The organism is Arthrobacter sp. 10L430 (assembly GCF_056395245.1).
On the sequence record NZ_JBFTJD010000028.1, the window covers coordinates 1 to 25,595 of the forward strand.

Sequence of the window (25,595 nt, forward strand, 5' to 3'; positions counted from 1 at the left end):
AGCAGGCTGCAGGCGGCCGCGCAGGCACAGGTGGACTCGACGGCCGGGGCCAATCCGGCCAAATGGGGCTCGTCCCTGGTCTCCGTCCAGCCGGGAACCGGCAAGATCCTCGCCATGGCGCAGAATACGGTGTTCCTTCCCCAGCGCGGAAAGTTCGATACCCAGCTGAACTTCAACGTGGATTCCAAGGACGCCAACGGCAACGACCTCAACGGCGCAGGCGGCTTCCAGCCGGGATCCACCATGAAGCCGTTCACCTTCGCCGAATGGCTGCACGAAGGCAGGACCATGACGGAGACGGTGGACGCCTCGAAGCGGGAGTACCCGCTGGGATTCCGCTGGCGGTCTTCCTGCGGCAAGGTCGTAGGCGGCTACAGCACCAAGCAGCGAAGGGCCGGCGTGGAAGCCGCCGACGACCTTCAAAACGCCTCAGAGGGGTACTATCGCAAAATGCCGGCCAACTACGGCCTCTACAACTCCATCAACACCGCGACATTTGCTGAAGTGGCGCAGCTGGATATTTGCGGAATCCAGAACATGGTCAAAGCCGTGGGCATCCACAGCGGCCTGGACGGCACCACGGTGAACATGCACCAGCTCGGAAATGTGCTGGGCGGCACCGGCGTGGCACCGCTGCACATGGCCAATGCCTTTGCCACCTTCGCCGCCGACGGCCGCTACTGCGAGCCCATCGCCATTCTCCGGGTGGCGGACCTCGCCGGAAAAGCACTTCCGGCCCAAGCTCCCAGCTGCCGTGACGCTGTAGAGCCGAACGTGGCCCGCGGCGTGAATGCGGCACTCCAGGACGTACTCAGGAAGGGTTCCGGCATCTACATCAATCCCAAAGTCCAAAGCCGGGTCCCCGTCGCGGCCAAGACAGGAACGAACAACAGCAACGGCGCCACCTGGGTAGTCGGTTACACCACCGGGCTGGCCACAGCGTCCTTCTTCGGCGACACCCTCGAAGGCCAGCAGCGGCCCGGCAGGAACCTCACCATCAACGGAAAGTTCTTCAGCCGCATCGACGGCTACATGATCGCCGGACCCCAATGGGCCAATTACATGCTCAAAGTGGCCAAAATGTACCCGGCGGCGGCCTTCCCCAAGCCGCCTGCGTCCATCATCGGCAAACCCGCACCCTAGGAAACCCCCGACCGGGTGCCGCAGGGGAATGACGTCCGGGGCGACGAACCGAGGCGACACTCAGCGGCGATGCGACGTCAGGGCGGTCAATGGAAATCTCCTAAATAGGCGGATCCGGGACACTGGCCCGCGGTTCCAGGCAACCGGCGGCGCCAGTGCTCGGGCACCCTATGCACGAAGCGTTCCGGGTCAGGTGACGTAGTTCTCCGGTGCCTCCGGAGACTGGTGGGGGCCTTGGCTTCCGGGGCGGGAGACGTGCACCTTCGGGCCCGGGGTTGGGAACTGTTCAGGAAGCTGGATACGGATTTCGATGACCCCGTCGGTGTACGTGGCGAGGATGCCGTCCTGGCTCACACCGCGGGGCAGGGAGATGCTGCGGGAGTGGTCGCCGTAGCGGACTTCGCTGCGATAGCCCGTCTTGTCCTTATAGCCTTTGTTTTCCTCCCGCCGCACGTCAATGTGCAGGGTGTCATCGGAGACAGTGATGTCGACGTCTTTTTCTGGATCGACTCCGGGTGCATCGGTTCTGACGACCAGCGTGGATCCCTCCTGGAATTCCTCTACCCGAAGCCAGAGATCAGCGTCGCCTTGCAGTAACCGGCGCAGGGGCTCGGGAACTTCGAGTCCGCCCCGCCGGAGAAAGTTCTCCATCTTGTCCTCCTCATTTTCCGGCCGGAGGGGTAGGCGACCGGCCCGGGACCGGTGTTGTCGGTGAGAAAAAGGTACGCCTTGCCGGTGGCAAAGGACAGCCTTCCGGGCATCTCGGAGGCCTCCGCCGCCCTGCACCGCCTTGCAGTCCCCTCGCCTGAAACGTCTGCCCGGGCAGACTCTTGCGTACTCATTCTGGCGGTGCTATAAAAAAATCCACATCGGCAGGTGCAGCAGCGTCACCCCGCCGAAGATCGGAAAAAGGGGGCAGTCGGGATCACCATCAGTTTTCCACGGCTAACCACCTGGGACCATATGTCCGCAAACAGCCGGCGCCAAGTTGAAAGACCCTCGCAACAACAGGCAACCATGCGGAGCACCAGTCCCGTGCATCGCGTCCCCGTCAACGACGACCGGGCCCGCATCACCCACAGCTGCAAGGGGACTCCGCAGCAGGCGCCGGAGCCGATCCGGCCGTTCAGAGGATCCCAGTGGACCAGACCACCATCGTCGGCTATGCCCTCGCATATCTCGGCACAATGACGGCAGTTTCCTTCATGCTCCTGCCCGCCGTCCTCACCGTCACCCTGCTCCTGCTCGTAGGCGGGGCCATCCAGCTCGTAACCGTCCTCCTAAAGATCACGACGCTCTGGCTGTTCAAAGGCGCATCCACAGTGTTTAGGAGGTCGGTCCAGAAGCTGCACGGACATGGGAAGGGCGTTGGGGAACTCGCACGCCGGTAACCCCTTCGCGCCGACCCTCGGGTGCTCTGCCCCCGGTCCGGCCTGTGCAACGAACCGTATGCCGCGCCCATCATGGGATGTCCCACCGGAAGTCCAAGGTTTTCGTAGGTTTCGACCCCCACGATGAGTGGATACTACGAACGCATTGGGGCGGTCATGGATACTGGTTCGAGGACATATTTTGACCGGGCATTGAGCCGGCGCCAGTTTGGCTGGATAGTCGGCGGCGGCGCGATGGTGCTGGTGGCCGGAGGAACATACGGCCTGGTGGGGCGCGGTGAGCGGAGCGCCGAAACCATCGCGGCCACAGCCTTCGGGACGGTGTCGGTCCTGCGGGCCGGACGCTTTTCCCGCTTGGACGCTGAAGGCCGGACCGCACCGAGCCTTGCGGCGACGGCCTCCCTGCTCAGCGGCCTGGCACCGCGAACGGGCGACCAGCCGCTTCAGCCCGCCGGGGCTGCGGCTGAGGTCGATGGCCATGGGCACGGCAGCCGGCAGCCGTGGACCCAGGGATTGCCCCAGCCGATAACCTCACCTGGGGCGATGTGGTCGTCCTCGACGTCGAACTGCATAACACTGGGCCGGAACCATTGCTCTTCAGCCCCGGGCAACTGCGCCTCAGACTGATGCCCGCCCATACAACAATCACTCCGCAGGATTCGGACCGTTCCCCGGGCGTTCTCAGGGCAAACAGCAAGGAGCGCGTCCTGATCAGCTACCTGGCGCCCCACGACCTCACGGACCTTGAACTCGAGTTTTCAGATGAGCAAAAGGACCAAGTCGTACAGCTTGCATTGCCAGCGCTGACCGTGAACGGGGCCAGGTCATGAGCACCCTGGACATCCACATCAACGAGGGCTTCATCCCCATGGTGGACGGCGCGCTGGTCTACCACCGCGGCTTCGGCGAGCGGCGCACCGCGGTCACGGACCCGAAGCCCGCACTGATCATGACGCCTCGGGTGTTCACCGCCGGCGGCCAGATTGTGGCCAGCAGGACCTATCCGCTGAGCGCCCCAATACCGCCGCACGGCCGGCCGCAGCCGCTGCGGCCCGATACGGCAAACAGCGGAGAGTACCTGGCGCGGAGGGGGTACTGGGCCAGCTATTTCCCGGACCGGACCCTGATCGCAGAGACGGGCAGCACCATCCGGATCCTCCTGCACAACAACCTCGCCCAGCCCCACGAACTCCGGTTCCACCGCGCCGGCAAGGCAGGTGCGGACGTCAGCTCAGGACCGGTTGCCCCCGGGGCAGCGAAGCTGCTCCAGTTTGCGGCACCTGCACCTGGAACCTATCTGTTCACGGACCCGGGCAACGAACCCGTCGAGAGGCCCCTGGGCCTCTACGGCGGACTGGTGGTGATCGATCCGCGGAACGCCTGGCGGCTCGCCCCCGGCGGGGCCGAGTTCGAGCGCCAGTGGCTGTGGTATTGCCACGACGTCGACTCGAACTGGGCGCGGATTGCCTCACAAGGAAAAACCGTCAACCCGGTGACCACTCCGGCCGTCCCGCGGTACTTCACCATCAACGACTATTCGGGGTTCCAGGCGCTGGCGGTCAGCACGGACAGGGAACTGAACGAACGGCGCGATCAGGACACCCTCGCGTCGGGGTTTCCCCGCGAAACCGACGTGCGGAATTTCAGCGCCTCCCCCGCTGCCGGCGCCATCCGCACCGGGCAACTGATGAGAATGGTCAACGCAGGAATCGCAGACCACCAGCTGCATTACCACGGCAACCACGTCTGGACTCTGCGCGCCAACGGTACCGACTTCCCCCGCTCCAACGGCCATGTCGCCGCGGTAGGTGACGTCGTCCTCCAGCAGTGGGAGGACACCATCCAGCTCCAGCCGCTGGAGCGGAAGGAAGCAATGCTTCCCGTCCGCCGCCCGCCGGAAGTGGTGGACGCCGTCTGGAACGCACGCGACCAAGACTGGAAATATCCGATGCACTGCCACGCGGAACCGTCCCAGACTGCCGCCGGCGGGCTCTACCCTGGCGGGCTGGTTGCCGACTGGGTGCTGGCCGCGACACCCACACCGGCGCAAGGGACGCCGCCCACGGCCGCAGACCCCCACCAGCTGTTCCGCAGCCAGGTCGACTTCGCCTCGAACCAGCCCCACGAGGGGAGCCCGGAAACGGAACATCCCCTGCCGCCGGACGTCGCCATGGAGTTCGACTTCTTCAACCGGAAAATGACCTTCCCCGACGGCTCCGAGCACGAAGTGTGGAGCTTTGAGGCCGACAAATTGGGGCGGCAGTTGCCGGGCTCGACGCTTCGGCTGACCGAGGGGCAGATCTTCCACGGCACGGTCAAACCCAGCAAAAGGGTCCACACCATCCACTGGCACGGCATCGAACCCGACCCCCGCAACGACGGCGTGGGCCACACCTCCTTCGAAGTCAGCGGTCACTACACCTATCAGTGGCGGCCGGACGTGGGCGTGCCCGGCAACCGCAACCGCGGGGCCTCAGGAACCTACTTCTACCACTGCCACGTCAACACGCCCCTGCACGTCCAGATGGGCATGTTCGGTGCGGTCATCGTCGATCCCCGGCACAGCGCCCCGTCCCCCTGGCCCGCCGGACCCGCCGCCATTCGGTCAACGGGCCCTTGTATGACATCGCCACCGAGACCGTGATCGGGCCCTACTCCCTCGATCCGCGGTGGCACACGCTCAACCACGCGGCCGGTCTCTCCGGCGAAGATGTGGGCTTGAACCGCTTCGAGCCCAGGCACTTCTTCCTCCTTGGCGGGGCAGTGGCCCACAGGCCGGTGGGTGATGATGTCGTCGGGGCTGTCTCCGCCATGCGCGCCAACGTGGTCCGGGGCAACAAGCATCCCACCCTGGTACGGATGATCAACGTGGATTACTTCCCCACCCGCACCACGTTTACCGACTCCGCGGGCCGCCCCGTGAAGATCGCGGAACTGATCGCCCATGACGGCCGGCCCTTCTGGAACAGCCCCAACCCCACCGGGCCGGCCGTCCACCCCTCAGCGGCAGGCCAACCCCTACTGACCAACATCATCAAATCCGGGGCAGCCGAGAAATTCGACTTTCTGCTCCGCCCTCCCACTGCCGGAAAGTACACCATCTCCGTCCAGTTCCTGCACTGGATCACCGGCAAGACGCTCGCAACCAGAACCGTCGCGGTGACAGCGGCGTGATCTGCTTGCCGTTGTGAATTGCGGACCGTATCCGCAATGCTTCCATGGGAGCATTTTGCACGCCCGATTCCGTTGTCCTGCCGAAGCTCTACGTCGGCGAGAGCTAAGCGATAAGGTTGCTTACTAACTGACGATGGTGGCTGCGACCTAAGGAAACGATCATGACGGTGAAAGGCAACGAAATCCTCAACAGCGGCGTGGAGGGGGAGGTCCGCCAAGACCGTTTCGTTGGCGACCAGGACCTCACCCGGTGGAGCACCCGCTTCGGCCGGATCCTGGCCGGCGCGGTTCAACGGATCAGCCGCCTACTAGGTCCCCACGCCGCGCTTATAGTCACACTCATTGTCGGGGCGACGATCGCCGTTTCCCTATCTGCGGTCTTCGCCCAGGTGTACGAATCGGTGGTCGCGGCCGACGGCGTAGCGGGGTTGGACCATCCGGTTCTGGACACCGCCAAGACGGTCCGTTCCCCCGCTGTGGACGTCCTTGCCACGGCATACACCGACATCGGCGGCACGGTCGGCATGCCGGCTCTCGCCCTGACTGTCATGGTTGTACTGGCACTGCGGCGCCGATCCTGGACCCCTGTCATTCTCATCGTTACGGGCGGCGCCGGTTCTCTGCTGATGACCATCGCGGGCAAGCAGCTCATCGGCCGAACCCGCCCACCGCTGGTCGACGCCGTCCCGCCCTACGAGTACTCCGCATCCTTCCCAAGCGGCCATTCGCTGAACTCGGTCGTCATCGCCGGCATCGTCGCCTACCTGATAGTCCTCCGGCTGAGGTCCCAGCGCGCGCGGACACTGACCGTCATCCTCGCGGCACTCTTCGCCGCAACCATGGGGCTAAGCCGCGTCTACCTCGGACACCACTGGCTGACCGACGTGTTGGCCGCGTGGTCTCTCGGGGCGGCGTGGCTCGCGATGGTAATTACCGCCCACCGCCTGTACCTGACTGCCCGGACACACCGGTTGGGTGTCGCGTCCGCCGCCGTCCCGTAGGCTTCGTGGCGGAATCGCGGCGTGTCGGACATGACCACGTTTCCCCGGCGGCGTGATCGCGGCGCAGGACTACTACTTGGGCGTTAAACGCCGCTTGCTCTCCCAAAAAGTGGAAGGCCCCGCACCGCGGGGCCCTCCGAACTGCAGTGCCTAGACTCCTTCGCTGACGCGGTCAGGCTGCTCAACTGCGCTTTGCTCCAGCTTGGCGAGATAGGCCCACATCTTGGATTCCTCTGCCTGGACCTGAGGCTCAGGTGCCTCGTCTGGGCTCGTCTCCCGGCGCCCTTCAGCTTCCCGGGCGTGATCCTTCTTGTAGTACTGCCATCCCTCGCACGATGAATAGCACATCACCGGCCTCCTTACAGTGGGTGTACTTCCATCGTCCTCCCAATCTGATGGCGAGTCGACCCTGTGTCGATGCCTCAGTGCTTAGGCCTGATGCTTGCACTTATGCCAGGCGCGCGCGGACGATCTCACTTACCGCCTTGCCGTCGAATCGTCCGGCGACCTTGGCGGTCACAGGCTTCATCACGGCGCCCATCTGTCGCATTGACAGCTCAACACCGTCGGCCTTCAACGCTTCGATGGCCTCGTCGACTATTGCCTCCACCTCGTCTGCGCCCAGTGGCTGCGGCAGATATGTCTCGATGACCTCGGCTTCTGCGATTTCCGCAGCGGCGCGGTCATTTTCACCCGCCTCGGTGTAGATGAGGGCAGTATCCCGGCGCTTGGCGGCTTCCTTTTGCAGCAGGGCCATGACCTGATCGTCCTGCAGCTCGATCGGAGTCTTGCCGGACTTTTCCCGCGTGTCGATCTCGCCCAAGACGTTTCTCACGGTGGTGAGCGCGACCTTGTTGCGGTCCTTCATGTGGACGATAACGTCAGCGTGCAGGCGTTCCTTCAGTGTGGTCATGATTTCCTCATCGTGCTGTAGCGATTCGTGGTGGGCGGCTAGTAATTCAATCGTGCACCTTTAAGGACGCGCGTGCCGTCACCGGCAAAGACGCAAAGTCCCGTTAGGGTGGTGAAGGTTTGGGGCATGGGGACCCGCACCGGAAGGAAAGCACGGATGGAACGGCAAGGCGAAAAGCGTCCGGATCATGTAATGAGCAGGCGGCTTTTTACCTTCGCCACGGTTGCCGCGGCACTTAGCGGGTGCACGGATGCCGACCCGGGCGGCGGGAGCGGAACTAACACAGCGCCACCTCCGCGGATTCCCGCCTCAACCACTCCTGTCGCAGTCCCCCAGATGACGCGCACGCACGCACCCACCCCGCCCGGCAAGGACAGCATCGTCGCCGCCTTCAAAGGCCGCATTCCGCGGCAGTGGGGCCTGGAAGCGCCCGGAACCGTCAACAAACTCTCCGCAGGCAGCCGCGGGATCGCGCTGACTTTCGACTGCTGCGGCGGCCCCGGAGGAAACGGCGTGGACCAGGAACTCATCGACACCCTGCGCCGGACGGGGACACGTGCCACCTTCTTTCTTAATTTCCGCTGGATCCAGGCCCACCCGAAGCTCGCCAGGTCCTTGGCGGGCAATCCCCTGTTCGAGATCGGGAATCACGGCACCAGACATGTCCCCCTGTCAGTGACTGGCCGGAGCGCCTACGGAATCAGGGGCACCGCAAGCCCTGCTGAGGTTTACGACGAGGTCATGGTGAACCAGCAGGCGCTCCGCCGGCTTACTGGCGCGCCCACCCGCTACTTCCGACCCGGCACCGCTTACCTCGACGACGTCTCGGTTGCCATCGTCAGGAGATTGGGACTGATCCCCGTCTCGTTCAGCATCAACGGCGACGGCGGTGCAACGTACCCGGCGCCGGTCGTCTACGGCGAAGTCGCCGCAGCCAAACCCGGAGACATCATTATTGCCCACGCCAACCAGGCGCAGGGCGGTACCGCGGCGGGAGTCGCACGCGCCCTGCCCGTCCTGAAGGCCGCAGGCCTCAAGCCCGGCTGGCTCAATCTCGTCTAACCCCGCATCCAACGGCCGGCCACGGCTTCCGGCGGTAGCCTTGAACCCTATGGATCACTTAGCTGCACCAGCCCTGCCCATGCCCGAGCAATGGTGGGACCGCATTGTCGCCGGCTTCGCGAGGTCCGACATTCCTGCGGTGAGCGTGACCGAGCTGCTCGCCGTCGTCCTGGTCGCCGTCGTTCTTTCGGTCCCGCGCGCCACCTGGCGGTACTTCGGGCTTTTCGCAACAGTGACCCACGAACTGGGCCACGCCTTTGCGGCGCTCACCAGCGGCCAGCGGCTGGCCGGGATCAAATTGCGGCTGAATCATTCCGGCACCACCACCTCCTACACGCGCGGGCGCTTCGCCGCCGTCTGGTCCGGCTTTTGGGGTTATCCCGTCCCGGGCGTCACCGGTGCCGCGCTGGTATGGTCTGGCTTCAACGGCTGGGGCCCGGCCGCGATGTCCGCCGGGCTGCTGGTGCTGCTGGCGTCCCTGATGTTCATCCGCAACCTAGCCGGCGTGTTCATTCTTCTCGCCGCGGTCTTCGCCGCAGCCGCCCTCGTTCTCGCTGTGCCGGCCGCCTTCACCGGGCATGTGGCTATCATCCTGGGGCTCGCGCTGCTCGTGGCCGCCGTACGGGACCTGGCCAAACTCACCAACGTGCACCTCCGCCGCCGGGATCAGCTGCCGACGTCGGACGCGTACATCCTCTACCGGGCGACAGCTGTTCCATCAGGAGTCTGGATAGTCCTCTTCTCCCTGGTCGTGGCCGCATCGTGGGTGGTGGCCTGGCAGCCGATGTCGCACATCCTTGCAGCGGCCACATAGTCTGGAGTGATGAACCAGGAGTCCAGCACCGTCAAAGAACACAGCACAAAGGGCGCGTATGTCACGGGCGGAGAATTCAACCGGGACACCAGCTACATCGAGGACCGGATCACGAAAACCGGCGCAGCCGGGCCCAATGGGGAGCCCGGCTGGCCTGTGGAACCGGGCCGCTACCGGCTGATCGCCGCACGCGCCTGCCCCTGGGCAAACCGGACGGTCATCGTCCGCCGCCTGCTGGGCCTTGAAGACGCCATCTCCCTCGGCCAGCCCGGCCCCACCCACGATGCCCGGTCCTGGACCTTCGACCTGGATCCGGATGGGAAAGACCCTGTGCTCGGCATTGAACGCCTGCAGGAGGCCTACTTCCGGCGTTTTCCGGACTACCCGCGCGGCATCACGGTTCCGGCGATGGTGGACATCGCGAGCGGAGCCGTGGTGACAAACAACTATCCCCAGATCACCCTGGACTTCTCCACCGAATGGACCGAGTGCCACCGCCCCGGAGCTCCACAGCTGTACCCGGAGCACCTCCGCGAGGAAATCGACCGCGTCAACAAGCGGGTGTTCACCGAAGTCAACAACGGCGTGTACCGGTGCGGTTTCGCCGGCTCCCAAGACGCATACGACGCCGCCTACAGCCGCCTGTGGACGGCTCTCGACTGGCTTGAGGAACGGCTGGCAGCGCAGCGGTACCTCGTGGGCGATTCCATTACCGAAGCCGACGTCCGGCTCTTCACGACACTTGTCAGGTTCGACGCCGTCTACCACGGGCATTTCAAGTGCAACCGGAACAAACTCAGCGAGATGCCGGTCCTCTGGGCATATGCCAGGGACCTGTTCCAAACTCCGGGCTTCGGCGACACCATCGACTTCGTGCAGATCAAGCAGCACTACTACATCGTCCACGAGGACATCAATCCCACCGGCGTCGTCCCGGCGGGGCCGGACCTTTCCGGGTGGCTGACTCCGCACGGACGCGAGTCCTTGGGCGGAAGTCCTTTCAGCGAGGGCACTCCGCCAGGGCCCGTCAGGGCAGGGGAAGAAGTGGCCGCAGGGAACGGAGTCCGCTGACAGATTCCGTCGTGTCCGCAGCCCCCCGCGAGGACGCTGAGGGGTTAGTCCACTTGTCGCACTCCGTTCGCCACCCTAGTGTGGGGCCCGATGACCACCACGAAGCAGGACACCCCGGCCCAAGAGCCTCTTCCGCGTAGAGTTTGGCGGCTCACGTCAGCCAGCGTGACCCGGGCCCTGGCGGCACCGCGGTTGCAGCTGTCTGCCAAAGCGGGCCTGGCCGCCGGCATAGCATTTCTGATCGCACCGTTGATGCCGGGCTCCGCGGCCCATTACCCGTACTACGCTCCGCTGGGCGCGCTGGTGGCCATGTATGAAAATGTTGCCGGTTCCATGCGACAAGGACTTCAGACCCTCGTCGGCCTGGCGGCCGGGATCGGACTCGCTTTCGTCCTGATCAGCCTGGGCGCCACGCCGCTGAGCGTTGGCGTCGTGATGGCATTTGGCGTCCTGCTGGCCGGACTCCCCCGCCTTGGGGCCGGCCGGGACTGGATTCCGACGGCGGCTCTCCTGGTCCTGCTGGTGGGTGGACGGAACCCGGACGACTTTTCGTTCGGCTACCTGCTCCAAATGGGCGTCGGTGTTGCCGTGGGCGTCGTCGTAAACCTGCTCGTTTTCCCGCCCCTCCACTTCAATGCTGCCGCCCTGAGCCTGGCCGAGTTGCGGCTTGCCCTGGCCCGTCAGTTGTCGGACATGGGGGCGGCGATGCACGAAAAATGGCCGCCGGAGCACGAAGCCTGGTCGCAGCGGTCCGAAGAGCTGGCCAGGTCCGCCAGATCAGTCCGCGCCGCCGTCCAAAAGGCGGACGCTAGCAGGGAAGCCAATCCGCGCCGCCGTTTCCATCCGCGTGACGTGGACCTTGACTACCGCAACGTCCGTGACTTGGAGCGCATCACGTTCCATATCCAGGACATGACCGAGGTGCTTGCCGACGTCATCTGGAACAAGGACATGCCCTTCACCATCCCCCTGCCGTACAGCGAGCCCCTCGCCAAAGCCCTGGCCGCCGTCGGGGAAGTGCTCCGCTCAGCGGAGGAGGACGACGCCGGCCGGCAAGCAGAGCTGATAACTGCCGCACACGCTGCGGTCGATTCCCTGGAAAGGCGGATTGCCTCCGACGACGTCGACGCCGACGCCCCCAGCGCCGCGGAATCCATTTTGCTGAGCCTGCACCGGATACTGCGGGTCGCCCGCGCGGACTGCCAGTAGGCAGACCGAGCTACAGCGCCGCCACTGAACCGCTGAAATGCTTCCGGCCCGAACGCGGGTTCCAGGCCACGTAGTCCGATCGCAGCCAGGCCGCAGCCTCCGTCTGGACGGTGCTGATGTCCAGGCCGACTGGCGCCGGAAGGAATACCGGTGCTTCAAACGTGACGTCCCAACGGAATGAGTCGCCCTTGGCTGCACCGACATCAGCCAGAGCCCGCGAGGCCAGGTACATCCCGTGCGCAATCGACCGCCGCATGCCCAGGGCCTTGGCGGACAGGACGCTGAGGTGGATGGGGTTGAAATCCCCTGACACTGCGGCGTACGCCCGCCCTGCATCCACGCCCAGTTGCCAGACGGCGGTGGGATCCGGGGCTTTGAAGTTCCCCGGCCGCTCGGCGGCGGACGCTTTGTCGATGCCGGGAAGGAATACTCCCTTCGCCAGGTACGTGGAAACGCCCCGCCAGCGCACGGTGTCGTCGCCGGACACCCGGACCTCGGTAACTATGTCCAACTGCGTTCCAGACCTGTGCGCCCGGAGTGCTTCCGCCCGGGCAGTAACGTCCAGCGGCTCGGTGAACCGAACGGGGCTGCGCTGCTCAACAACATTACGGAGATGGATCATTCCCAGCAGCGGCAGGGGAAAGTCGTCGCGGTTCATGACGCTCATGGACACGGGGAACGCCAGCGCGTGAATGAACCCGGCTGGCAGCACGTCGCTGGCGGTTTCACCGATCAGGTGTTGATAGGCGGTGAGGTTTCCGACGTCGGCCTGCACTCCCCGAACTTCGTGGCCCACCGAAGGCAGCCCCGCACCCGCTGGGGAGCCAAGGATCCGTCGCCGGGCCGCCGCCGCGGCCGCGTTCACATAGAGTTTCGAAAGGGACGGCATCTCGCCCAGGATGATGGGCTGGCCGGTGTTCATGCACCCACCAGGTTTTGTCCGCAAACCCTCAGTACCTCTCCGGAAATGCCTCCTGCGGCGTCGCTGGCGAGAAAGGCAATGGCCTCGGCCACGTCCTCCGGACGACCGCCCTGCTGCAGTGAATTGAGCCGCCTCGCAACCTCGCGTGTGGCGAACGGGATGCGGGCCGTCATCTCCGTTTCGATGAACCCGGGGGCCACGGCATTGATCGAGCCGCCACGCTCCGCGAGCAGCGGCGCCGTGGCGCGGACCATGCCGATCACGCCTCCCTTGGAGGCTGCGTAGTTGGTTTGGCCTCGGTTGCCGGCGATGCCGCTGGTTGACGCGACTGACACGATCCTGGGAGCCGAGCGGAAATGCTCGGAAGCCAGCAGCTCCTCATTGATCCGCAGCTGGGCGGCAATGTTCACGCCGATCACGGAGCTCCAGCGCCCGTGATCCATGTTGACGAGCAGCTTATCCCGGGTGATGCCCGCGTTGTGGACCACGACGTCCAGGTGCCCGTGGCGTCCGACGGCATGGTCAATGATCCGCTGGCCGGCATCGTCCCGGCTGACGTCGAGCTGCAGCGCTGTGCCCCGGACTTCGTTGGCAACGTCGGCCAGATGGTCACCTGCGGCCGGAATATCGACCACCACCACCGCGGCACCGTCACGGTGCAGCGTCCGCGCAATGGCCGCGCCGATGCCGCGGGCGGCCCCGGTAACCACGGCGACTTTTCCGGCGAGCGGTTTGTCAGCGTCGGCAGGCAGCCTTCCCGCTGTTGAGCCGATCCGCACGAACTGGCCGTCCACAAAGGCGGACCGGCCCGAGAGAAAGAAGCTGAGCGCTCCGAGCGCCGCAGGCGACGTGGCGCTGACATCCTCGGCGAGGACAATACCGTTGCCCGTGGCGCCGGCGCGCAGTTCCTTGGCCAGTGAGCGCAGCAGCCCGTCGACGCCCTGCCGGACTGCGGCGGCGGCGGGTGTGGCTCCGTCGGGAGCGCGCGAAACAGTGACCACGCGTCCGTTCGGAGCCAGGTCGCGCAGCGAAGGGGCTGCCGTCAGAACCGGCTGTTCGAGGTCGGCCGGTGACTCCAGATCGTCCAGAACCAGCACGATCGCGCCGAGCCTTTCCTTGGGAACGGCGTGCCGGCGGACGTCCAGGTCCCACTCAAGGAGCTGTGCCGCGAGCGCGTCTGCCCCCGGGCTGGAACCTTCGACCAGGACCGGTCCGCTGATGAGGGGCTGGCCGGGCTCGTAGCGCCGCAGCACGGCAGGCTGCGGGAGTCCGAGCTTCTTGGCGACGTCCCGGCCCAGCCCCTTGCTGACCAGCCGCGTGTAAGTGTCAGTCATGAGATATCCCTAGTGTGCTTCCAGAAGTGCCACGACGCCCTGGCCACCGGCGGCGCAGACAGAGATGAGTCCGAGCGCCGGACGCCCGTCCACCGTCCCCTTGTCGTGCAGCATCTTGGCGAGTGACGCAACAATCCGGCCGCCAGTCGCGGCAAACGGGTGTCCCGCTGCCAGTGATGATCCGTTGACGTTGAGCCTGGCACGGTCCACCTTGCCGAATGCTCCGTCCAGCCCGAGCCGGGTGCGCCCGAATTCCTCGTCTTCCCAGGCAGCCAGCGTGCTCAGCACGGTCCCGGCAAAAGCCTCGTGGATTTCGAAAAAGTCGATGTCATCCAGTGTCAGGCCATTGCGCGCCAGCAGCCGAGGCACAGCGAAGGCGGGAGCCATGAGCAGACCGTCCTTTCCGTGCACGAAGTCCACGGCGGCGGCCTCGCCGTCAAGGACTGTGGCGAGCTTGGGCAGACCGTGCTGGTCCGCCCACTCTTCCGAGGCAAGCAGCACAGTGGAGGCGCCGTCCGTCAGCGGAGTGGAGTTGCCTGCCGTCATCGTGGCCGCCGAGCCCAGGTTCCGGCCGAAGACCGGCTTCAGGGATGCAAGCTTCTCGAGGGTGGTGTCTGCCCTGAGGTTGGAATCCCTGCTGAGCCCGCGGTAGGGCGTGAGGAGGTCATCGAAGAATCCGGACTCATAAGCGGCTGCGAGGTTGCGGTGGCTGTTGTAGGCCAGCTCGTCCTGGGCCTGGCGAGTGATCTTCCACTGGGCTGTGGTCAAGGCCTGGTGCTCCCCCATGGACAGGCCCGTCCGGGGCTCGCCCGTGTTGGGCGCATCGGGGGCGAGGTCCTTGGGCCGGAGGCGGGCGAGGATCTGCAGGCGCTGCGGCAGCGTCTTCGCACGGTTGAGGTCCAGCAGGACTTCGCGGAGGCCCTCACTGACGGCGATCGGGGCATCGGACGCTGAGTCGACGCCGCCGGCGATGGCCGACTGGATCTGCCCGAGCCTGATTTTGTTGGCGAGGCCCAGCACAGTTTCCAAACCGGTGGCGCAGGCCTGCTGGAGATCGTACGCGGGAGTTTCGGCCGACAGGGCGGAGCCCAGGACAGCCTCTCGGGTGAGGTTGAAATCACGTGAGTGCTTCAGCACGGCACCGGCGGCGACTTCGCCGATCCGCTCGTCCTGCAGCCCGAAGCGGGCGATCAGTCCGTCCAGCGCCGCGGTGAGCATGTCCTGGTTGGAGGACTTCGTGTAGGCTCCGCCGGTCCGTGCAAACGGGATCCTGTTGCCGCCGACCACCACAGCCTTTCGGAGAGCCTGTGCCCCACGAAGGGTGGCTTCTTCTGGTCCGGTTAGTGACTGTCCATCGACGGACATGATCTGTCTCCTTTGATCCGCGCTAGTTATCGATACCCAGCGTACCTGATACGCTGGGTATCGTGAACATGAACCGGCCCCACCGACTTCCCGAGCCCGTACCCGCCGCTGTCGACGGCCGCGCCTCCCGCTGGCAGTCGCATCGTGAGGAGCGGCGGCGGGAGCTCATCAAGTCCGCCCGACGAGCTGTTCACGCCCTCGGAAGCGATGCGTCGATGGAGGACATCGCGGCCGCAGCCGGGACATCAAAGTCTGTCTTCTACAGGTACTTCGGGGACAAGGCCGGCCTTCAGCAGGCAGTGGGCGAAGTGGTGTTGAGCCAGATGCAGCGGCGCATCCAGGAGGCGGCCCAGAGCGCCCAGACGCCGCGCGAGGGCCTCTTCGCCATGGTCTCTGCCTATCTGCAGATGGCCGAGACGAGTCCCAACGTGTACGCGTTCGTGACCCGGCACTCGGCCGCGGAGCAGGACGGCGGCCAGACCACCATTGCCACGGCCGGGGCCCTCGGTCACTTCTTCGATTCCATTGCCGAGATGATTGCCCGGCCCATGCGCACGCATCTCGGCGCCGGCAAGGAAGCGGTCATCGGATACTGGCCAAACGCCGCCATCGGGCTGGTCCGCAATGCCGGCGAACAGTGGCTGGCCAGCCCGGTCTCCCCCGAGAAGCCCGACCAGGACGCAATGGCCCGCCAGATTACGGCGTGGCTGTGTGTGGGCATCGCACCAGAACTTACCGACGTTCAATAAACCCGTTCAACAACCCCTCAAATTGTCAGAACCAACGAAGGAATCGACATGACTGAAGTAGCGGACCGCCCCACGGGCGCACCCTCCCGACCCGCGCCGGAAGGCAATGCCACGGGTCAGAGCGCCAACGGCCTGATCCCCGGCGGGACGCCCGCCGTCGACGTCGCCGCACTGGGTGAGCAGCTGCTCGGCAAATGGGCAGACGTCCGACGCCAGGCACGCGAGCTGGCCGCCCGCCCGGAACTGCACAAGACGGAAGGCCTCACCCACACCGAACACCGGCAGCGCACGTTCGGCCAGCTTCGGTACCTCGTGGACAAGAACGCCGTCCACCGCGCTTTCCCCACAGCCCTCGGCGGCTCCGATGACCACGGCGGAAACATCGCCGGCTTCGAGGAACTGGTCACGGCCGATCCCTCCCTGCAGATCAAGGCGGGCGTGCAGTGGGGCCTCTTCGGTTCCGCCGTGATGCACCTGGGCACCGGCGAGCACCACACGAAGTGGCTGCCTGGCATCATGAACCTCGACATCCCGGGATGCTTCGCCATGACGGAGACAGGGCACGGCTCGGATGTCGCCAGCATCGCCACCACCGCCACCTTCGACGCCGGCACGGAGGAATTTGTCATCAACACACCGTTCCGTGCAGCCTGGAAGGACTACATCGGCAACGCCGCCGTCGACGGCCTTGGCGCCGTGGTGTTCGCCCAGCTGGTCACGCGCGGCGTGAACCACGGGGTCCATGCGTTCTATGTCGATCTCCGCGATCCCGACACGAAGGAATTCCTCCCCGGTATAGGAGGCGAGGACGACGGCGTCAAGGGCGGCCTGAACGGGATCGACAACGGGCGCCTGCACTTCAGCAATGTCCGGATCCCCCGCACCAACCTGCTGAACCGCTACGGCGATGTGGACGCCGCCGGGAACTACAGCTCCCCGATCGCCAGCCCCGGCCGGCGCTTCTTCACCATGCTGGGCACCCTGGTCCAGGGCCGGGTCAGCCTCGACGGTGCCGCGGTGGCTGCCTCCAAGCTCGCACTCAAGACCGCCATTACCTACGCCACCGAGCGCCGCCAGTTCAACGCTTCCTCCCCCACCGAGGAGGAAGTCCTCCTCGACTACCAGCGCCACCAGCGCCGGCTCTTCACCCGCCTGGCAACCACGTACGCTGCCGCGTTCGCCCACGAGCAGCTGCTGGAGAAGTTCGACGACGTCTTCTCCGGTGCGCACGACACTGATGAGGACCGGCAGGACCTTGAGACGCTGGCCGCTGCCCTCAAGCCGCTCAGCACCTGGCACGCCCTCGACACCCTGCAGGAGTGCCGCGAGGCCTGCGGCGGCACCGGCTTCCTGATCGAAAACCGCTTCGCGTCGCTCCGCGCCGACCTCGACGTCTACGTCACTTTCGAGGGCGACAACACGGTCCTCCTCCAGCTTGTGGCAAAGCGGCTGCTGGCTGACTACGCCAAGGAATTCCGCAGCGTCACGTTCGGAGTCCTCGCGCGCTACGTGGTCAACCAGGCGGCCGGAACTGCCGTCCACCGTACCGGGCTCCGGGGAGTGGCACAGTTCGTCGCCGATAACGGCCTTCCCCAGAAGGCAGCAATTGCCCTGCGCGATGAGGATAGCCAGCGGGCGCTCCTGACAGACCGGGTGCAGTCGATGGTCGCCGAGGCCGCAGCTGCCCTCAAGGGCGCCAACAAGCTGCCGCAGGACCAGGCTGCTGCAGTGTTCAACCAGCACCAGGACGAGCTGATCGACGCGGCCCAGGCCCACGCCGAACTGTTGCAGTGGGAAGCTTTCACCGAGGCTCTCCCCAAGGTTGCGGACCCCGGAACAAGGGCTGTCCTCACGTGGCTACGGGATCTGTTCGGGCTGTCCCTGATCGAGAAGAACCTTTCTTGGTACCTCATGAACGGCCGGCTCTCGATGCAGCGCGCGCGGACCGTGGGCGACTACATCAACAGGCTTCTGGTCAAGATCCGTCCCCACGCGCTGGATCTTGTGGATGCCTTCGGATACGGCCCGGACCACCTCCGTGCAGCGATCGCCACCGGCGCGGAGAAGGTCCGCCAGGACGAGGCACGGAACTTCTACCGTGCGCAGCGCGCCAGCGGTGACGCCCCGGTGGAGGAGAAGTCGCTCCTGGCGCAGAAGGGCTAATCTGCGTTAAGTGCCCGACGGCGGCGCTCCCCACCGAAGGGGAGCGCCGCCGTCGCGCTTTACTGCCTTGCTTTACTGCATGTGGGCAGTCCTGCTTGAGTGCCGGCTATTTGAGGACGGAACGGTAGACATCGAGGGTGGTCTCAGTGATGGATTCCCAGGAAAAATGCTCCTCGGCCCGGCGCCTGCCGGCCTCGCCCATGGTGCGGGCGCGGTCGGGGTCAGAAACAACCTCGGTAAGGGCAGCGGCAAACTCGCTGACGAACTTTTCCGGATCCAGCGGGGTGCCGGTGCCGTCGGTGACCTGTTCAATATCCACGAGGAGCCCGGTTTCGCCGTGCTGGACCACCTCGGGGATGCCGCCGGTGGCGCTGGCCACCACGGCGGCGCCGCAGGCCATGGCCTCGAGGTTCACGATGCCGAGCGGTTCGTAGATGGAGGGGCAGGCGAAGGCGGTGGCGTGGCTGAGGACCTGGATGAGCTCGTTGCGGGGCAGCATCCGCTCAATGAGCACCACTCCGCTGCGCTGGCTCTGGAGTTCCTCGATCAGGCGTGCGGTCTCCGCGGCGAGCTCGGGCGTGTCCGCAGCCCCGAGGCACAGCACCAGCTGCACATCGGCGGGGAGCTTCGCGGCAGCGCGCAGCAAGTAGGGAACACCCTTCTGGCGCGTGTTGCGGCCAACGAACACCACGCTGGGAAGGTCGGGGTCGATGCCGAGCGCACGGACGGCGTCGTGGTTCTCGTCGCGGTTCCACAGGCTAACGTCGATGCCGTTGTGCACCACCTTGACCTTGGCAGGGTCCACCTCGGGGTAGCTGCGCAGGATGTCCTGGCGCATGCCTTCGGAGACGGCGATGATGGCCGCGGCGGCCTCATAGGCTGTCTTCTCCACCCAGGAGGACAGTGCGTAGCCGCCGCCGAGCTGCTCAGCCTTCCACGGGCGCAGCGGCTCCAGGCTGTGGGCGCTCAGCACATGCGGGATGCCGTGCAGCAACGAGGCCAGGTGTCCCGCCATGTTGGCGTACCAGGTGTGCGAATGCACAACGTCGGCGCCCGCGATGTCCGGCACGATCCGCAGGTCCACGCCGAGCGTCTGGACCGCGGCGTTGGCGGAACCGAGATCCTCCGGCACGGAGTAGGAGGTCACGGCCGCCCCGTGGTAGTCGGCGTCCCGGGGCGCCCCAAAGGCACGCACCTGCAGGTCGACGTGCTTGGCCAGGACCCGGCTCAGCTCGGCCACGTGGACGCCCGCACCACCATAGATCTCCGGCGGGAACTCTTTAGTCACAATGTCTATTCGCACGATACCCAAGGTAGTCGTTACGGTTGAACTGTTCTAGTGTGAAGAAGTCCGGGCGTGCCGGACTGTTGGGGAAGTTACGAAGGCGTACAGGAGCGACCACATGCCGTTGAATAAGAAAGTCCTGGCCATTGTCCTCGCGGGCGGCGAGGGAAACCGCCTCATGCCGCTGACGGCGGACAGGGCCAAACCCGGCGTGCCCTTTGCGGGAAGCTACCGGCTGATCGACTTTGCCCTGTCCAACCTCGTGAATTCCCGCTATCTGCAGATCGTGGTCCTGACGCAGTACAAGTCCCACAGCCTTGACCGCCACATCTCCGAAACCTGGCGGATGTCCACCCAGCTGGGCAACTATGTTGCCTCGGTTCCCGCGCAGCAGCGCGTGGGCAAGAGCTGGTTCCTTGGCAGCGCCAACGCCATCTACCAGTCCCTTAACCTGATCCGCGATGCCAACCCGGACATCGTGGTCGTCGTTGGCGCCGACCACGTATACCGCATGGATTTCGCGCAGATGGTGGAGCAGCACGTCCGCAGTGGTGCGAAAGCAACGGTCGCCGCCGTCCGCCAGCCGCTGCACATGGCGGACCAGTTCGGCGTGATCGAGGTGGATCCCGAAGACTCCCAGAAGATCGCGGCATTCGTTGAGAAGCCGTCCTCCACCCCCGGGCTGGCCGCGGACCCCACCCAGTTCCTGGCTTCCATGGGCAACTACGTGTTTGACGCCGACGCCCTGGTGGACGCCCTGCACGTCGACGCCGAACGCCTGGACACGAAGCACGACATGGGCGGCGACATCATCCCCTACTTCGTGAACCAGGGCGAGGCCGGGGTGTACGACTTCACACTCAACGACATCCCGGGATCCACCGAACGCGACCGCACCTACTGGCGCGACGTCGGCACCATCGACTCCTTCTACGACGCCCACATGGACCTGATCTCTCCCCTGCCGGTGTTCAACCTGTACAACTCCGAATGGCCCATCTACACGCGGCAGAGCATCTCCCCGCCCGCCAAGTTCGTCCGCGGCGACAACAACGCCGTGGGAACGGCCCTTGACTCCATCGTTGCCAGCGGCGTGGTCATCTCGGGCGGCATCGTGGAAGGCTCGGTCCTGTCCAACGACGTCTACGTCGGAACGGCAAGCCGCGTTGTGGATTCGGTTTTGATGGACAAGGTCCAGATCGGCGCGGGTGCGGTGGTCCGCCGCGCCATCATCGACAAGAATGTTAAGGTTCCCGCTGGTGCCGCGATCGGCCTTGATCCGGAACTCGACCGGGCCCGCGGCTTTAAGGTCACCGACTCAGGCATCACCGTGCTCTCCAAGGGGCAGGCCGTACCGGAACCGGACGACGCCGAGCGGAAGCTTTCGGCGGCCAATCTGCACCTGGTTCCCAACGCGGTGAAGGCCGCCACGGAGAACTACCCCGAAGTGCACAGTTCCGTGGAACAGGTAAGCCAGGTCCAGGCCGCCTCCGTGGGATCCAACTCTCCGTCCAGGTAGGCGCCCGGCCCCCGCGCCGAGCGGCCGCCCCCGGAAACCTTGAGGCAGGCCTGAGGCTCAACAGGCTGTAAAATCAGACCAATGAGCACCTCCGATCTGACGCCTGAAGAGATTCAGGCCTGCCTCAAGGTTTTGCACACCATCCACGTCTATGACGAGGAGCACCCGGACTACGTCTCGGTGCGCCGTGCCACCGGGAAGATGTTCAAGGCCGTCAAGCGGCACCGCCGGGTCTCGAAGCGCGACCTCATCGCCGAGGCCGACCGCGCTGTACTGGCGCAAACCGCCACGGCCGCCCCTGACCGGATCGACGACGAGACAAGGGGCAACAAGCTCGCCCCCTCCGCTACCGGCAAGGTGGCCGGCCACCTGATCAGGTCCCGGCCCTGCTACATCTGCAAGCAGCACTACACGCAGGTGGACGCCTTTTACCACCAGCTTTGCCCGGAGTGCGCCGCTTTTAGCCACACCAAGCGCGACGCCCGGACGGACCTCACCGGACGCCGGGCCCTGCTCACGGGCGGCCGCGCCAAGATCGGCATGTACATTGCACTCCGGCTGCTCCGCGACGGGGCGCACACCACCATCACCACCCGCTTTCCCAAGGACGCCGCACGCCGTTTCGCTGCCATGGAGGACAGTGCGGAGTGGCTGCACCGGCTGAGGATCGTGGGCATCGACCTGCGCGATCCCTCCCAGGTCATGGCGCTCACCGATTCGCTGAACGCCGCGGGCCCTCTGGACATCATCATCAACAACGCAGCGCAGACCGTGCGCCGCTCGGGCAACGCGTACAAGCCCCTCGTGGATGCGGAAGACGAGCCGCTCCCGGCGGCCCTCGAGCCGGCCAACGGAGGTCCCGAGCTGGTCACCTTCGGCCATGCCCATGACAAGCATCCCCTGGCCCTTGCCAGCAGCGTCACGGAGCACCCCGTGCTCGCCGGCGATGCCATCACCTCGCTGGCCCTCTCTACTGGTTCTGCGTCATTGGAACGCATCGCGACCGGCACCGCCATCGACGCCGGCGGACTGGTCCCCGACCTCGCCACGATCAACAGCTGGACCCAGGTGGTGGACGAGGTGGACCCGCTGGAGATGCTGGAAGTCCAGCTGTGCAACGTCACCGCGCCCTTCCTGCTCGTCAGCAGGCTGCGGGACGCCATGAAGCGCTCCACAGCCCACCGGAAATACATCGTGAACGTCTCCGCCATGGAGGGCCAGTTCTCCCGTGCCTACAAGGGGCCGGGCCATCCCCACACGAACATGGCCAAGGCCGCCCTGAACATGATGACCCGGACCAGCGCCCAGGAGATGCTGGACAACGACGGCATCCTTATGACGGCGGTGGACACCGGCTGGATCACCGACGAGCGCCCGCATTACACCAAGGTCCGGCTGATGGACGAAGGCTTCCATGCACCCCTGGACCTTGTGGACGGGGCGGCACGGGTCTACGACCCCATCGTCATGGGAGAGAACGGTGAAGACCAATACGGCGTTTTCCTCAAGGACTACAAGCCGAGCCCCTGGTGAGAGGCCGTCCTCCGGGTCATGACCTCCCCGTGCGCGGCCCGTGGCCGTACGATGTGTCCATGAACAGTGCACCGCACGACGGCAAGCTCACATTCGACGACTGCTGGGAACTGCTGGCCTCAGCCACCGTCGGCAGGCTGGCCCTCATCATCGACGGGCATCCGGAAATCTTCCCCGTCAACTTCGTCATTGAGCGCCGCAGCATCGTGTTCCGCACGGCCAGCGGGACGAAGCTCTGGGGTTCCATGGAAGAGGAGCCCGCCGCCTTCGAGATTGACGGCTACGACGCCCGGACCGAAGAGGCCTGGAGCGTTGTGGCGCGGGGCGGCACCGTGGCAGTGGACGACCCCGCCGAGCGCGCTGCGGCGGACGCCCTTGGCCTGGAGCCGTGGGAGCCCGGAACTAAATCACACTATGTGCGGCTGTCGCCGAAAGCCCTGACCGGCCGGCGGTTCAAGGTCAACGCCCCCGATGTCTGGAACACCCGGCTTGGCGACCAGCGCCGGGCGTCCTTCGAGTAGCCCGCCGCCCCTTCCGGCAGTCGCAAGAGTCGACGCGGTGGGCCCGCTCACGCCTGCGGCCCTGCCGCGTGTGGCGCACTGGCGAGCGTGTCGGAGCGGGCGTAGGCTCTGGTCCATGACTAATGTGCAGCCCGCCGCAGCGTCCCGGGAATCCGTGGAACACCTGGAATCAAGCCAGTGCTGGGAGCTTCTCCGGCAGGTTTCGGTCGGCCGGCTGGCCGTCTGGGTGGAGGACCATCCGGACATCTTCCCGCTCAATTACGCTGTGGACCACGGCACCCTGGTGTTCCGGACTGCCGAGGGAACCAAACTTGGCGGCGCCCTGGGCGACGCGCCCGTAGCGCTGGAAGCCGACGGCGTAGATGCCGGTTCCGGAATGGCCTGGAGCGTGGTGGTCAAGGGCAAAGCCGCGGCCCTCAAGGACACCGCTGAAATCCTTGATTCGGCGTCCCTCTACCTTTTCCCGTGGCAGGCCGGGCAGAAAGACCACTTCGTCCGGATCACTCCGGACTCCATCACCGGCCGGCGTTTCAACGTGACACCGCCGCTCACCTGGTGGACGCAGCTCAGCGGCGCCGTAAAGTCCTCCCCGGAGTAGGATCCCCTGGCCGAAAACCCGGCCGTCAGGCCAGCCGGGTGATCTCCACGCTCACGCTGAGCGTGGATCCCCCGCCGCCGGACAGGATGCCTTTGAGCGGCGGCACGTCGCGGTAGTCGCGGCCGCGGGCCACGGTGACGTGGAAATCTCCGGCCGGTTTGTGGTTGGTGGGGTCCCAGCTGCGCCATTCGCCGTCCCACCACTCCAGCCACGCGTGGGACTGGCCGGCAACGGACTCGCCGATGTCCGCCGTCGAACGCGGGTGCAGGTACCCGGAGACATACCGGGCGGGGATGCCGCTGCTGCGCAGCGCTCCGATGGCCAGATGGGCGAGGTCCTGGCATACGCCCTGCCTCTGCGTCCAGGCTTCCTCGGCGCTGGTGGTGACGCCGGTGGTGCCCTTCATGTAGGTCATCTCGCCGCGCATCCATTCGAAGACTGCCAAGGCGGCCTCATGCGGGTTCTTTCCGGCCACGACGCCGGGGATGATGCCGAGCACTTCCTCGCCCGGGCCGGTCAGCTGGGACTGGGGTGCCCAGTCGCTGAACTGGTTGAGGACCTCCGGCGAGGAAAGGACGTCCCAGCCCACGATGTCCGCCTCCGCGGGAATGCGTTCCACCCTGTGGACTTCGACGGTGGTGGTGGACAGGACCTCGAGGTACTCGTGCGGCATCTGCATGTCGAACGCGGTGACCCGGGTGCCCCAGTAGTCGCGGTAGCTGCTGACCGCTGCCTGGGACGGGGAGACCTTCATCGAGGACTCCAGCACCACCTGCTGCGGATCCGTCAGCGGCGTCATGCGAGCCTCGTTGTAGGACAAGGTGACGCGCTTGTTGTACTTGTAGCCGGTGTTGTGAATGATGCTCAGCCGGGTCATGAAACTTCTCCCACCCAGGCCAGTTCGTCCGCCTGATTGAAGTACTTACGGGAAATGGCGTCCGAGGCCTGCGAAACAGCCTTCTGCACGCGCTCCATGTGCTCCGGCAGCTCCGACATGAGGTCGTCGGTCCGGTGGAACTCGAGGAAGGTGCGCGCCTGGCCGACGATCCGGCGGGCGTCGTTGATGAAGCCGACGCGCTGCGCCGAAGGATCCAGCTTCGCCAGGCACTCGTCGGCATCCCGCAATGCGTAGACAATCGAGCGCGGGAAGAGCCGGTCCAGCAGGAGGAACTCGGCCGCGTGCTGGTCTCCGAAGGCGGCACGGCGCGTGCGCAGGAAGGACTCGTAGGCACCGGCGCAGCGCAGCATGTTCACCCAGGACATGCCTGCGGACAGGACGTCGCGGGTGGAGAGCATGCGGGCCGTCATGTCGGCCCGTTCAAGCGAGCGTCCGAGGGCCAGGAAGAGCCAGCTGTCATCGTGGCTGACGGTGGTGTCCGCCAGGCCGCTGACCATTGCAGTCCGTTCCAGCACCCAGTGGCAGTAGCGGTAGGTGCCCACCACGTCCTTGCGGTGCTGGTTGAGGCCGTAGTACGTGGTGTTAAGGCTTTCCCACAGGCCGGACGACACCGTCTCACGGGCACGGCGGGCATTCTCACGTGCGGCGCCGAGTGACCCGGCGATGGATGTGGCGCTGTGCTTGTCATACGCGAGGGCGTGCAGCAGTTCCTCGAGTCCGAACTCCTCGCTCTGCGGGCGCGCTCCCATGACCGCGAGCAGTTCGCGGGCAACGCTGCGCCGCTCCTCAGTGGGCAGGTGGTTCAGCCGTTCGAGGTGGACGTCCAGGATGCGGGCCGTTCCGTCGGCCCTTTCAACGTAGCGGCCGATCCAAAAAAGGGACTCGGCGATTCGGCTAAGCATGTGCGGCTACCTCCTGCGCGAGCGTGGT

The 25,595-nt window shown here is 65.7% G+C and carries 25 protein-coding genes; 16 read left to right on the forward strand and 9 right to left on the reverse strand.

The window, feature by feature from the left end; genetic code table 11:
* Window positions 1-1,143: penicillin-binding transpeptidase domain-containing protein (locus tag AC1DDG_RS18495; RefSeq protein WP_476877213.1), on the forward strand; the 1,143-nt coding region annotated here is incomplete at its 5' end.
* Between the two features lie 189 nt (window positions 1,144-1,332).
* Here AC1DDG_RS18495 and AC1DDG_RS18500 read toward each other — a convergent pair.
* A complete protein-coding gene (locus tag AC1DDG_RS18500; protein ID WP_476877214.1) occupies window positions 1,333-1,794 on the reverse strand; it encodes an Hsp20/alpha crystallin family protein in 462 nt (153 codons plus the stop codon).
* 488 nt (window positions 1,795-2,282) lie between these two features.
* On the opposite strand from AC1DDG_RS18500, the gene AC1DDG_RS18505 reads away from it, so the two are divergent.
* The 5 genes from AC1DDG_RS18505 to AC1DDG_RS18525 all read left to right on the forward strand — a co-directional run bounded on the left by AC1DDG_RS18505 (window position 2,283) and on the right by AC1DDG_RS18525 (window position 6,709).
* Window positions 2,283-2,534 carry a hypothetical protein gene (locus tag AC1DDG_RS18505; protein ID WP_476877215.1) on the forward strand — a complete coding sequence of 84 codons (252 nt, stop codon included), beginning with the start codon at window positions 2,283-2,285 and terminating at the stop codon, window positions 2,532-2,534.
* Window positions 2,535-3,034: 500 nt separating this feature from the next.
* On the forward strand, window positions 3,035-3,364 hold the full coding sequence (locus AC1DDG_RS18510) for a hypothetical protein (protein WP_476877216.1): 330 nt from the start codon (window positions 3,035-3,037) through the stop codon (window positions 3,362-3,364).
* The gene (locus AC1DDG_RS18515) at window positions 3,361-5,178 is read left to right on the forward strand and encodes a multicopper oxidase domain-containing protein (RefSeq protein WP_476877217.1); all 1,818 of its coding nucleotides are present in this window, start codon (window positions 3,361-3,363) and stop codon (window positions 5,176-5,178) included. Before AC1DDG_RS18510 ends, AC1DDG_RS18515 begins: the two co-directional genes overlap by 4 nt.
* Window positions 5,151-5,708: a copper oxidase gene (locus AC1DDG_RS18520; RefSeq protein WP_476877218.1), complete on the forward strand. Its 558-nt coding sequence runs from the start codon at window positions 5,151-5,153 to the stop codon at window positions 5,706-5,708. The genes AC1DDG_RS18515 and AC1DDG_RS18520 overlap by 28 nt, the downstream gene beginning before the upstream one ends.
* Window positions 5,709-5,869: 161 nt before the next feature.
* On the forward strand, window positions 5,870-6,709 hold the full coding sequence (locus AC1DDG_RS18525) for a phosphatase PAP2 family protein (RefSeq protein WP_476877219.1): 840 nt from the start codon (window positions 5,870-5,872) through the stop codon (window positions 6,707-6,709).
* A 150-nt stretch (window positions 6,710-6,859) separates the two neighbouring features.
* Here the strand turns inward: AC1DDG_RS18525 and AC1DDG_RS18530 are convergent, their stop codons facing one another.
* Window positions 6,860-7,057, reverse strand: coding sequence for a hypothetical protein (locus tag AC1DDG_RS18530; protein WP_230119512.1), 198 nt, complete (start codon window positions 7,055-7,057; stop codon window positions 6,860-6,862).
* Window positions 7,058-7,157: 100 nt separating this feature from the next.
* Window positions 7,158-7,622, reverse strand: a complete 465-nt coding sequence (locus tag AC1DDG_RS18535) for a GatB/YqeY domain-containing protein (protein WP_476877220.1) — start codon at window positions 7,620-7,622, stop codon at window positions 7,158-7,160.
* Window positions 7,623-7,958: 336 nt separating this feature from the next.
* Between AC1DDG_RS18535 and AC1DDG_RS18540 the strand changes: the two genes are divergently transcribed.
* The 4 genes from AC1DDG_RS18540 to AC1DDG_RS18555 all read left to right on the forward strand — a co-directional run bounded on the left by AC1DDG_RS18540 (window position 7,959) and on the right by AC1DDG_RS18555 (window position 11,778).
* Window positions 7,959-8,684 (forward strand): polysaccharide deacetylase family protein, encoded by a 726-nt coding sequence (locus tag AC1DDG_RS18540; protein ID WP_476877221.1) that lies wholly within the window; start codon window positions 7,959-7,961, stop codon window positions 8,682-8,684.
* A 49-nt stretch (window positions 8,685-8,733) separates the two neighbouring features.
* The gene (locus AC1DDG_RS18545) at window positions 8,734-9,498 is read left to right on the forward strand and encodes a M50 family metallopeptidase (protein ID WP_476877222.1); all 765 of its coding nucleotides are present in this window, start codon (window positions 8,734-8,736) and stop codon (window positions 9,496-9,498) included.
* 9 nt (window positions 9,499-9,507) lie between these two features.
* A complete protein-coding gene (locus tag AC1DDG_RS18550) occupies window positions 9,508-10,569 on the forward strand; it encodes a glutathione S-transferase family protein (protein ID WP_476877223.1) in 1,062 nt (353 codons plus the stop codon).
* A 90-nt stretch (window positions 10,570-10,659) separates the two neighbouring features.
* Window positions 10,660-11,778, forward strand: a complete 1,119-nt coding sequence (locus AC1DDG_RS18555; protein WP_476877224.1) for an FUSC family protein — start codon at window positions 10,660-10,662, stop codon at window positions 11,776-11,778.
* Window positions 11,779-11,788: 10 nt separating this feature from the next.
* Here AC1DDG_RS18555 and AC1DDG_RS18560 read toward each other — a convergent pair whose 3' ends face one another.
* The 3 genes from AC1DDG_RS18560 to AC1DDG_RS18570 are packed head-to-tail and all read right to left on the reverse strand — an operon-like array spanning window position 11,789 to window position 15,399.
* A complete protein-coding gene (locus AC1DDG_RS18560) occupies window positions 11,789-12,700 on the reverse strand; it encodes a MaoC family dehydratase (RefSeq protein WP_476877225.1) in 912 nt (303 codons plus the stop codon).
* Entirely contained in the window at window positions 12,697-14,034 is a 1,338-nt protein-coding gene (locus AC1DDG_RS18565; protein WP_476877226.1) for a 3-oxoacyl-ACP reductase, read from the reverse strand. The genes AC1DDG_RS18560 and AC1DDG_RS18565 overlap by 4 nt, the downstream gene beginning before the upstream one ends.
* Window positions 14,035-14,043: 9 nt before the next feature.
* A complete protein-coding gene (locus AC1DDG_RS18570) occupies window positions 14,044-15,399 on the reverse strand; it encodes an acetyl-CoA C-acetyltransferase (RefSeq protein WP_476877227.1) in 1,356 nt (451 codons plus the stop codon).
* A gap of 68 nt (window positions 15,400-15,467) precedes the next feature.
* Between AC1DDG_RS18570 and AC1DDG_RS18575 the strand changes: the two genes are divergently transcribed.
* Both AC1DDG_RS18575 and AC1DDG_RS18580 read left to right on the forward strand, forming a co-directional pair.
* Window positions 15,468-16,148, forward strand: coding sequence for a TetR family transcriptional regulator (locus AC1DDG_RS18575; RefSeq protein ID WP_476877248.1), 681 nt, complete (start codon window positions 15,468-15,470; stop codon window positions 16,146-16,148).
* Window positions 16,149-16,196: 48 nt separating this feature from the next.
* Complete coding sequence (locus AC1DDG_RS18580; protein ID WP_476877228.1) at window positions 16,197-18,311, forward strand: acyl-CoA dehydrogenase family protein; 2,115 nt, start codon at window positions 16,197-16,199, stop codon at window positions 18,309-18,311.
* Between the two features lie 106 nt (window positions 18,312-18,417).
* Here the strand turns inward: AC1DDG_RS18580 and glgA are convergent, their stop codons facing one another.
* Window positions 18,418-19,614 (reverse strand): glycogen synthase, encoded by a 1,197-nt coding sequence (glgA, locus tag AC1DDG_RS18585; RefSeq protein WP_476877229.1) that lies wholly within the window; start codon window positions 19,612-19,614, stop codon window positions 18,418-18,420.
* 100 nt (window positions 19,615-19,714) lie between these two features.
* On the opposite strand from glgA, the gene glgC reads away from it, so the two are divergent.
* The 4 genes from glgC to AC1DDG_RS18605 all read left to right on the forward strand — a co-directional run bounded on the left by glgC (window position 19,715) and on the right by AC1DDG_RS18605 (window position 23,767).
* Entirely contained in the window at window positions 19,715-21,115 is a 1,401-nt protein-coding gene (gene glgC / locus AC1DDG_RS18590; protein ID WP_476877230.1) for a glucose-1-phosphate adenylyltransferase, read from the forward strand.
* Between the two features lie 81 nt (window positions 21,116-21,196).
* Window positions 21,197-22,648 (forward strand): SDR family NAD(P)-dependent oxidoreductase, encoded by a 1,452-nt coding sequence (locus tag AC1DDG_RS18595; RefSeq protein WP_476877231.1) that lies wholly within the window; start codon window positions 21,197-21,199, stop codon window positions 22,646-22,648.
* 59 nt (window positions 22,649-22,707) lie between these two features.
* On the forward strand, window positions 22,708-23,169 hold the full coding sequence (locus AC1DDG_RS18600) for a pyridoxamine 5'-phosphate oxidase family protein (RefSeq protein WP_476877232.1): 462 nt from the start codon (window positions 22,708-22,710) through the stop codon (window positions 23,167-23,169).
* Window positions 23,170-23,284: 115 nt separating this feature from the next.
* Window positions 23,285-23,767 (forward strand): pyridoxamine 5'-phosphate oxidase family protein, encoded by a 483-nt coding sequence (locus AC1DDG_RS18605; protein WP_476877233.1) that lies wholly within the window; start codon window positions 23,285-23,287, stop codon window positions 23,765-23,767.
* 25 nt (window positions 23,768-23,792) lie between these two features.
* Here AC1DDG_RS18605 and AC1DDG_RS18610 read toward each other — a convergent pair whose 3' ends face one another.
* A complete protein-coding gene (locus AC1DDG_RS18610; RefSeq protein ID WP_476877234.1) occupies window positions 23,793-24,644 on the reverse strand; it encodes a transglutaminase family protein in 852 nt (283 codons plus the stop codon).
* On the reverse strand, window positions 24,641-25,567 hold the full coding sequence (locus AC1DDG_RS18615; protein ID WP_230119528.1) for an alpha-E domain-containing protein: 927 nt from the start codon (window positions 25,565-25,567) through the stop codon (window positions 24,641-24,643). The genes AC1DDG_RS18610 and AC1DDG_RS18615 overlap by 4 nt, the downstream gene beginning before the upstream one ends.
* Between the last annotated feature and the right edge of the window lie 28 nt (window positions 25,568-25,595).

Bases quoted from the DNA above. Each gene is read 5' to 3' on its own strand.
- AC1DDG_RS18500 (WP_476877214.1), bottom strand. From the start codon at position 1,794: ATGGAGAACTTTCTCCGGCGGGGCGGACTCGAAGTTCCCGAGCCCCTG.
- AC1DDG_RS18515 (WP_476877217.1), top strand. From the start codon at position 3,361: ATGAGCACCCTGGACATCCACATCAACGAGGGCTTCATCCCCATGGTG.
- AC1DDG_RS18525 (WP_476877219.1), top strand. From the start codon at position 5,870: ATGACGGTGAAAGGCAACGAAATCCTCAACAGCGGCGTGGAGGGGGAG.
- AC1DDG_RS18530 (WP_230119512.1), bottom strand. From the start codon at position 7,057: ATGTGCTATTCATCGTGCGAGGGATGGCAGTACTACAAGAAGGATCAC.
- AC1DDG_RS18535 (WP_476877220.1), bottom strand. From the start codon at position 7,622: ATGACCACACTGAAGGAACGCCTGCACGCTGACGTTATCGTCCACATG.
- AC1DDG_RS18540 (WP_476877221.1), top strand. From the start codon at position 7,959: ATGACGCGCACGCACGCACCCACCCCGCCCGGCAAGGACAGCATCGTC.
- AC1DDG_RS18545 (WP_476877222.1), top strand. From the start codon at position 8,734: ATGGATCACTTAGCTGCACCAGCCCTGCCCATGCCCGAGCAATGGTGG.
- AC1DDG_RS18550 (WP_476877223.1), top strand. From the start codon at position 9,508: ATGAACCAGGAGTCCAGCACCGTCAAAGAACACAGCACAAAGGGCGCG.
- AC1DDG_RS18555 (WP_476877224.1), top strand. From the start codon at position 10,660: ATGACCACCACGAAGCAGGACACCCCGGCCCAAGAGCCTCTTCCGCGT.
- AC1DDG_RS18560 (WP_476877225.1), bottom strand. From the start codon at position 12,700: ATGAACACCGGCCAGCCCATCATCCTGGGCGAGATGCCGTCCCTTTCG.
- AC1DDG_RS18565 (WP_476877226.1), bottom strand. From the start codon at position 14,034: ATGACTGACACTTACACGCGGCTGGTCAGCAAGGGGCTGGGCCGGGAC.
- AC1DDG_RS18570 (WP_476877227.1), bottom strand. From the start codon at position 15,399: ATGTCCGTCGATGGACAGTCACTAACCGGACCAGAAGAAGCCACCCTT.
- AC1DDG_RS18575 (WP_476877248.1), top strand. From the start codon at position 15,468: ATGAACCGGCCCCACCGACTTCCCGAGCCCGTACCCGCCGCTGTCGAC.
- AC1DDG_RS18580 (WP_476877228.1), top strand. From the start codon at position 16,197: ATGACTGAAGTAGCGGACCGCCCCACGGGCGCACCCTCCCGACCCGCG.
- glgC (WP_476877230.1), top strand. From the start codon at position 19,715: ATGCCGTTGAATAAGAAAGTCCTGGCCATTGTCCTCGCGGGCGGCGAG.
- AC1DDG_RS18595 (WP_476877231.1), top strand. From the start codon at position 21,197: ATGAGCACCTCCGATCTGACGCCTGAAGAGATTCAGGCCTGCCTCAAG.
- AC1DDG_RS18600 (WP_476877232.1), top strand. From the start codon at position 22,708: ATGAACAGTGCACCGCACGACGGCAAGCTCACATTCGACGACTGCTGG.
- AC1DDG_RS18605 (WP_476877233.1), top strand. From the start codon at position 23,285: ATGACTAATGTGCAGCCCGCCGCAGCGTCCCGGGAATCCGTGGAACAC.
- AC1DDG_RS18610 (WP_476877234.1), bottom strand. From the start codon at position 24,644: ATGACCCGGCTGAGCATCATTCACAACACCGGCTACAAGTACAACAAG.
- AC1DDG_RS18615 (WP_230119528.1), bottom strand. From the start codon at position 25,567: ATGCTTAGCCGAATCGCCGAGTCCCTTTTTTGGATCGGCCGCTACGTT.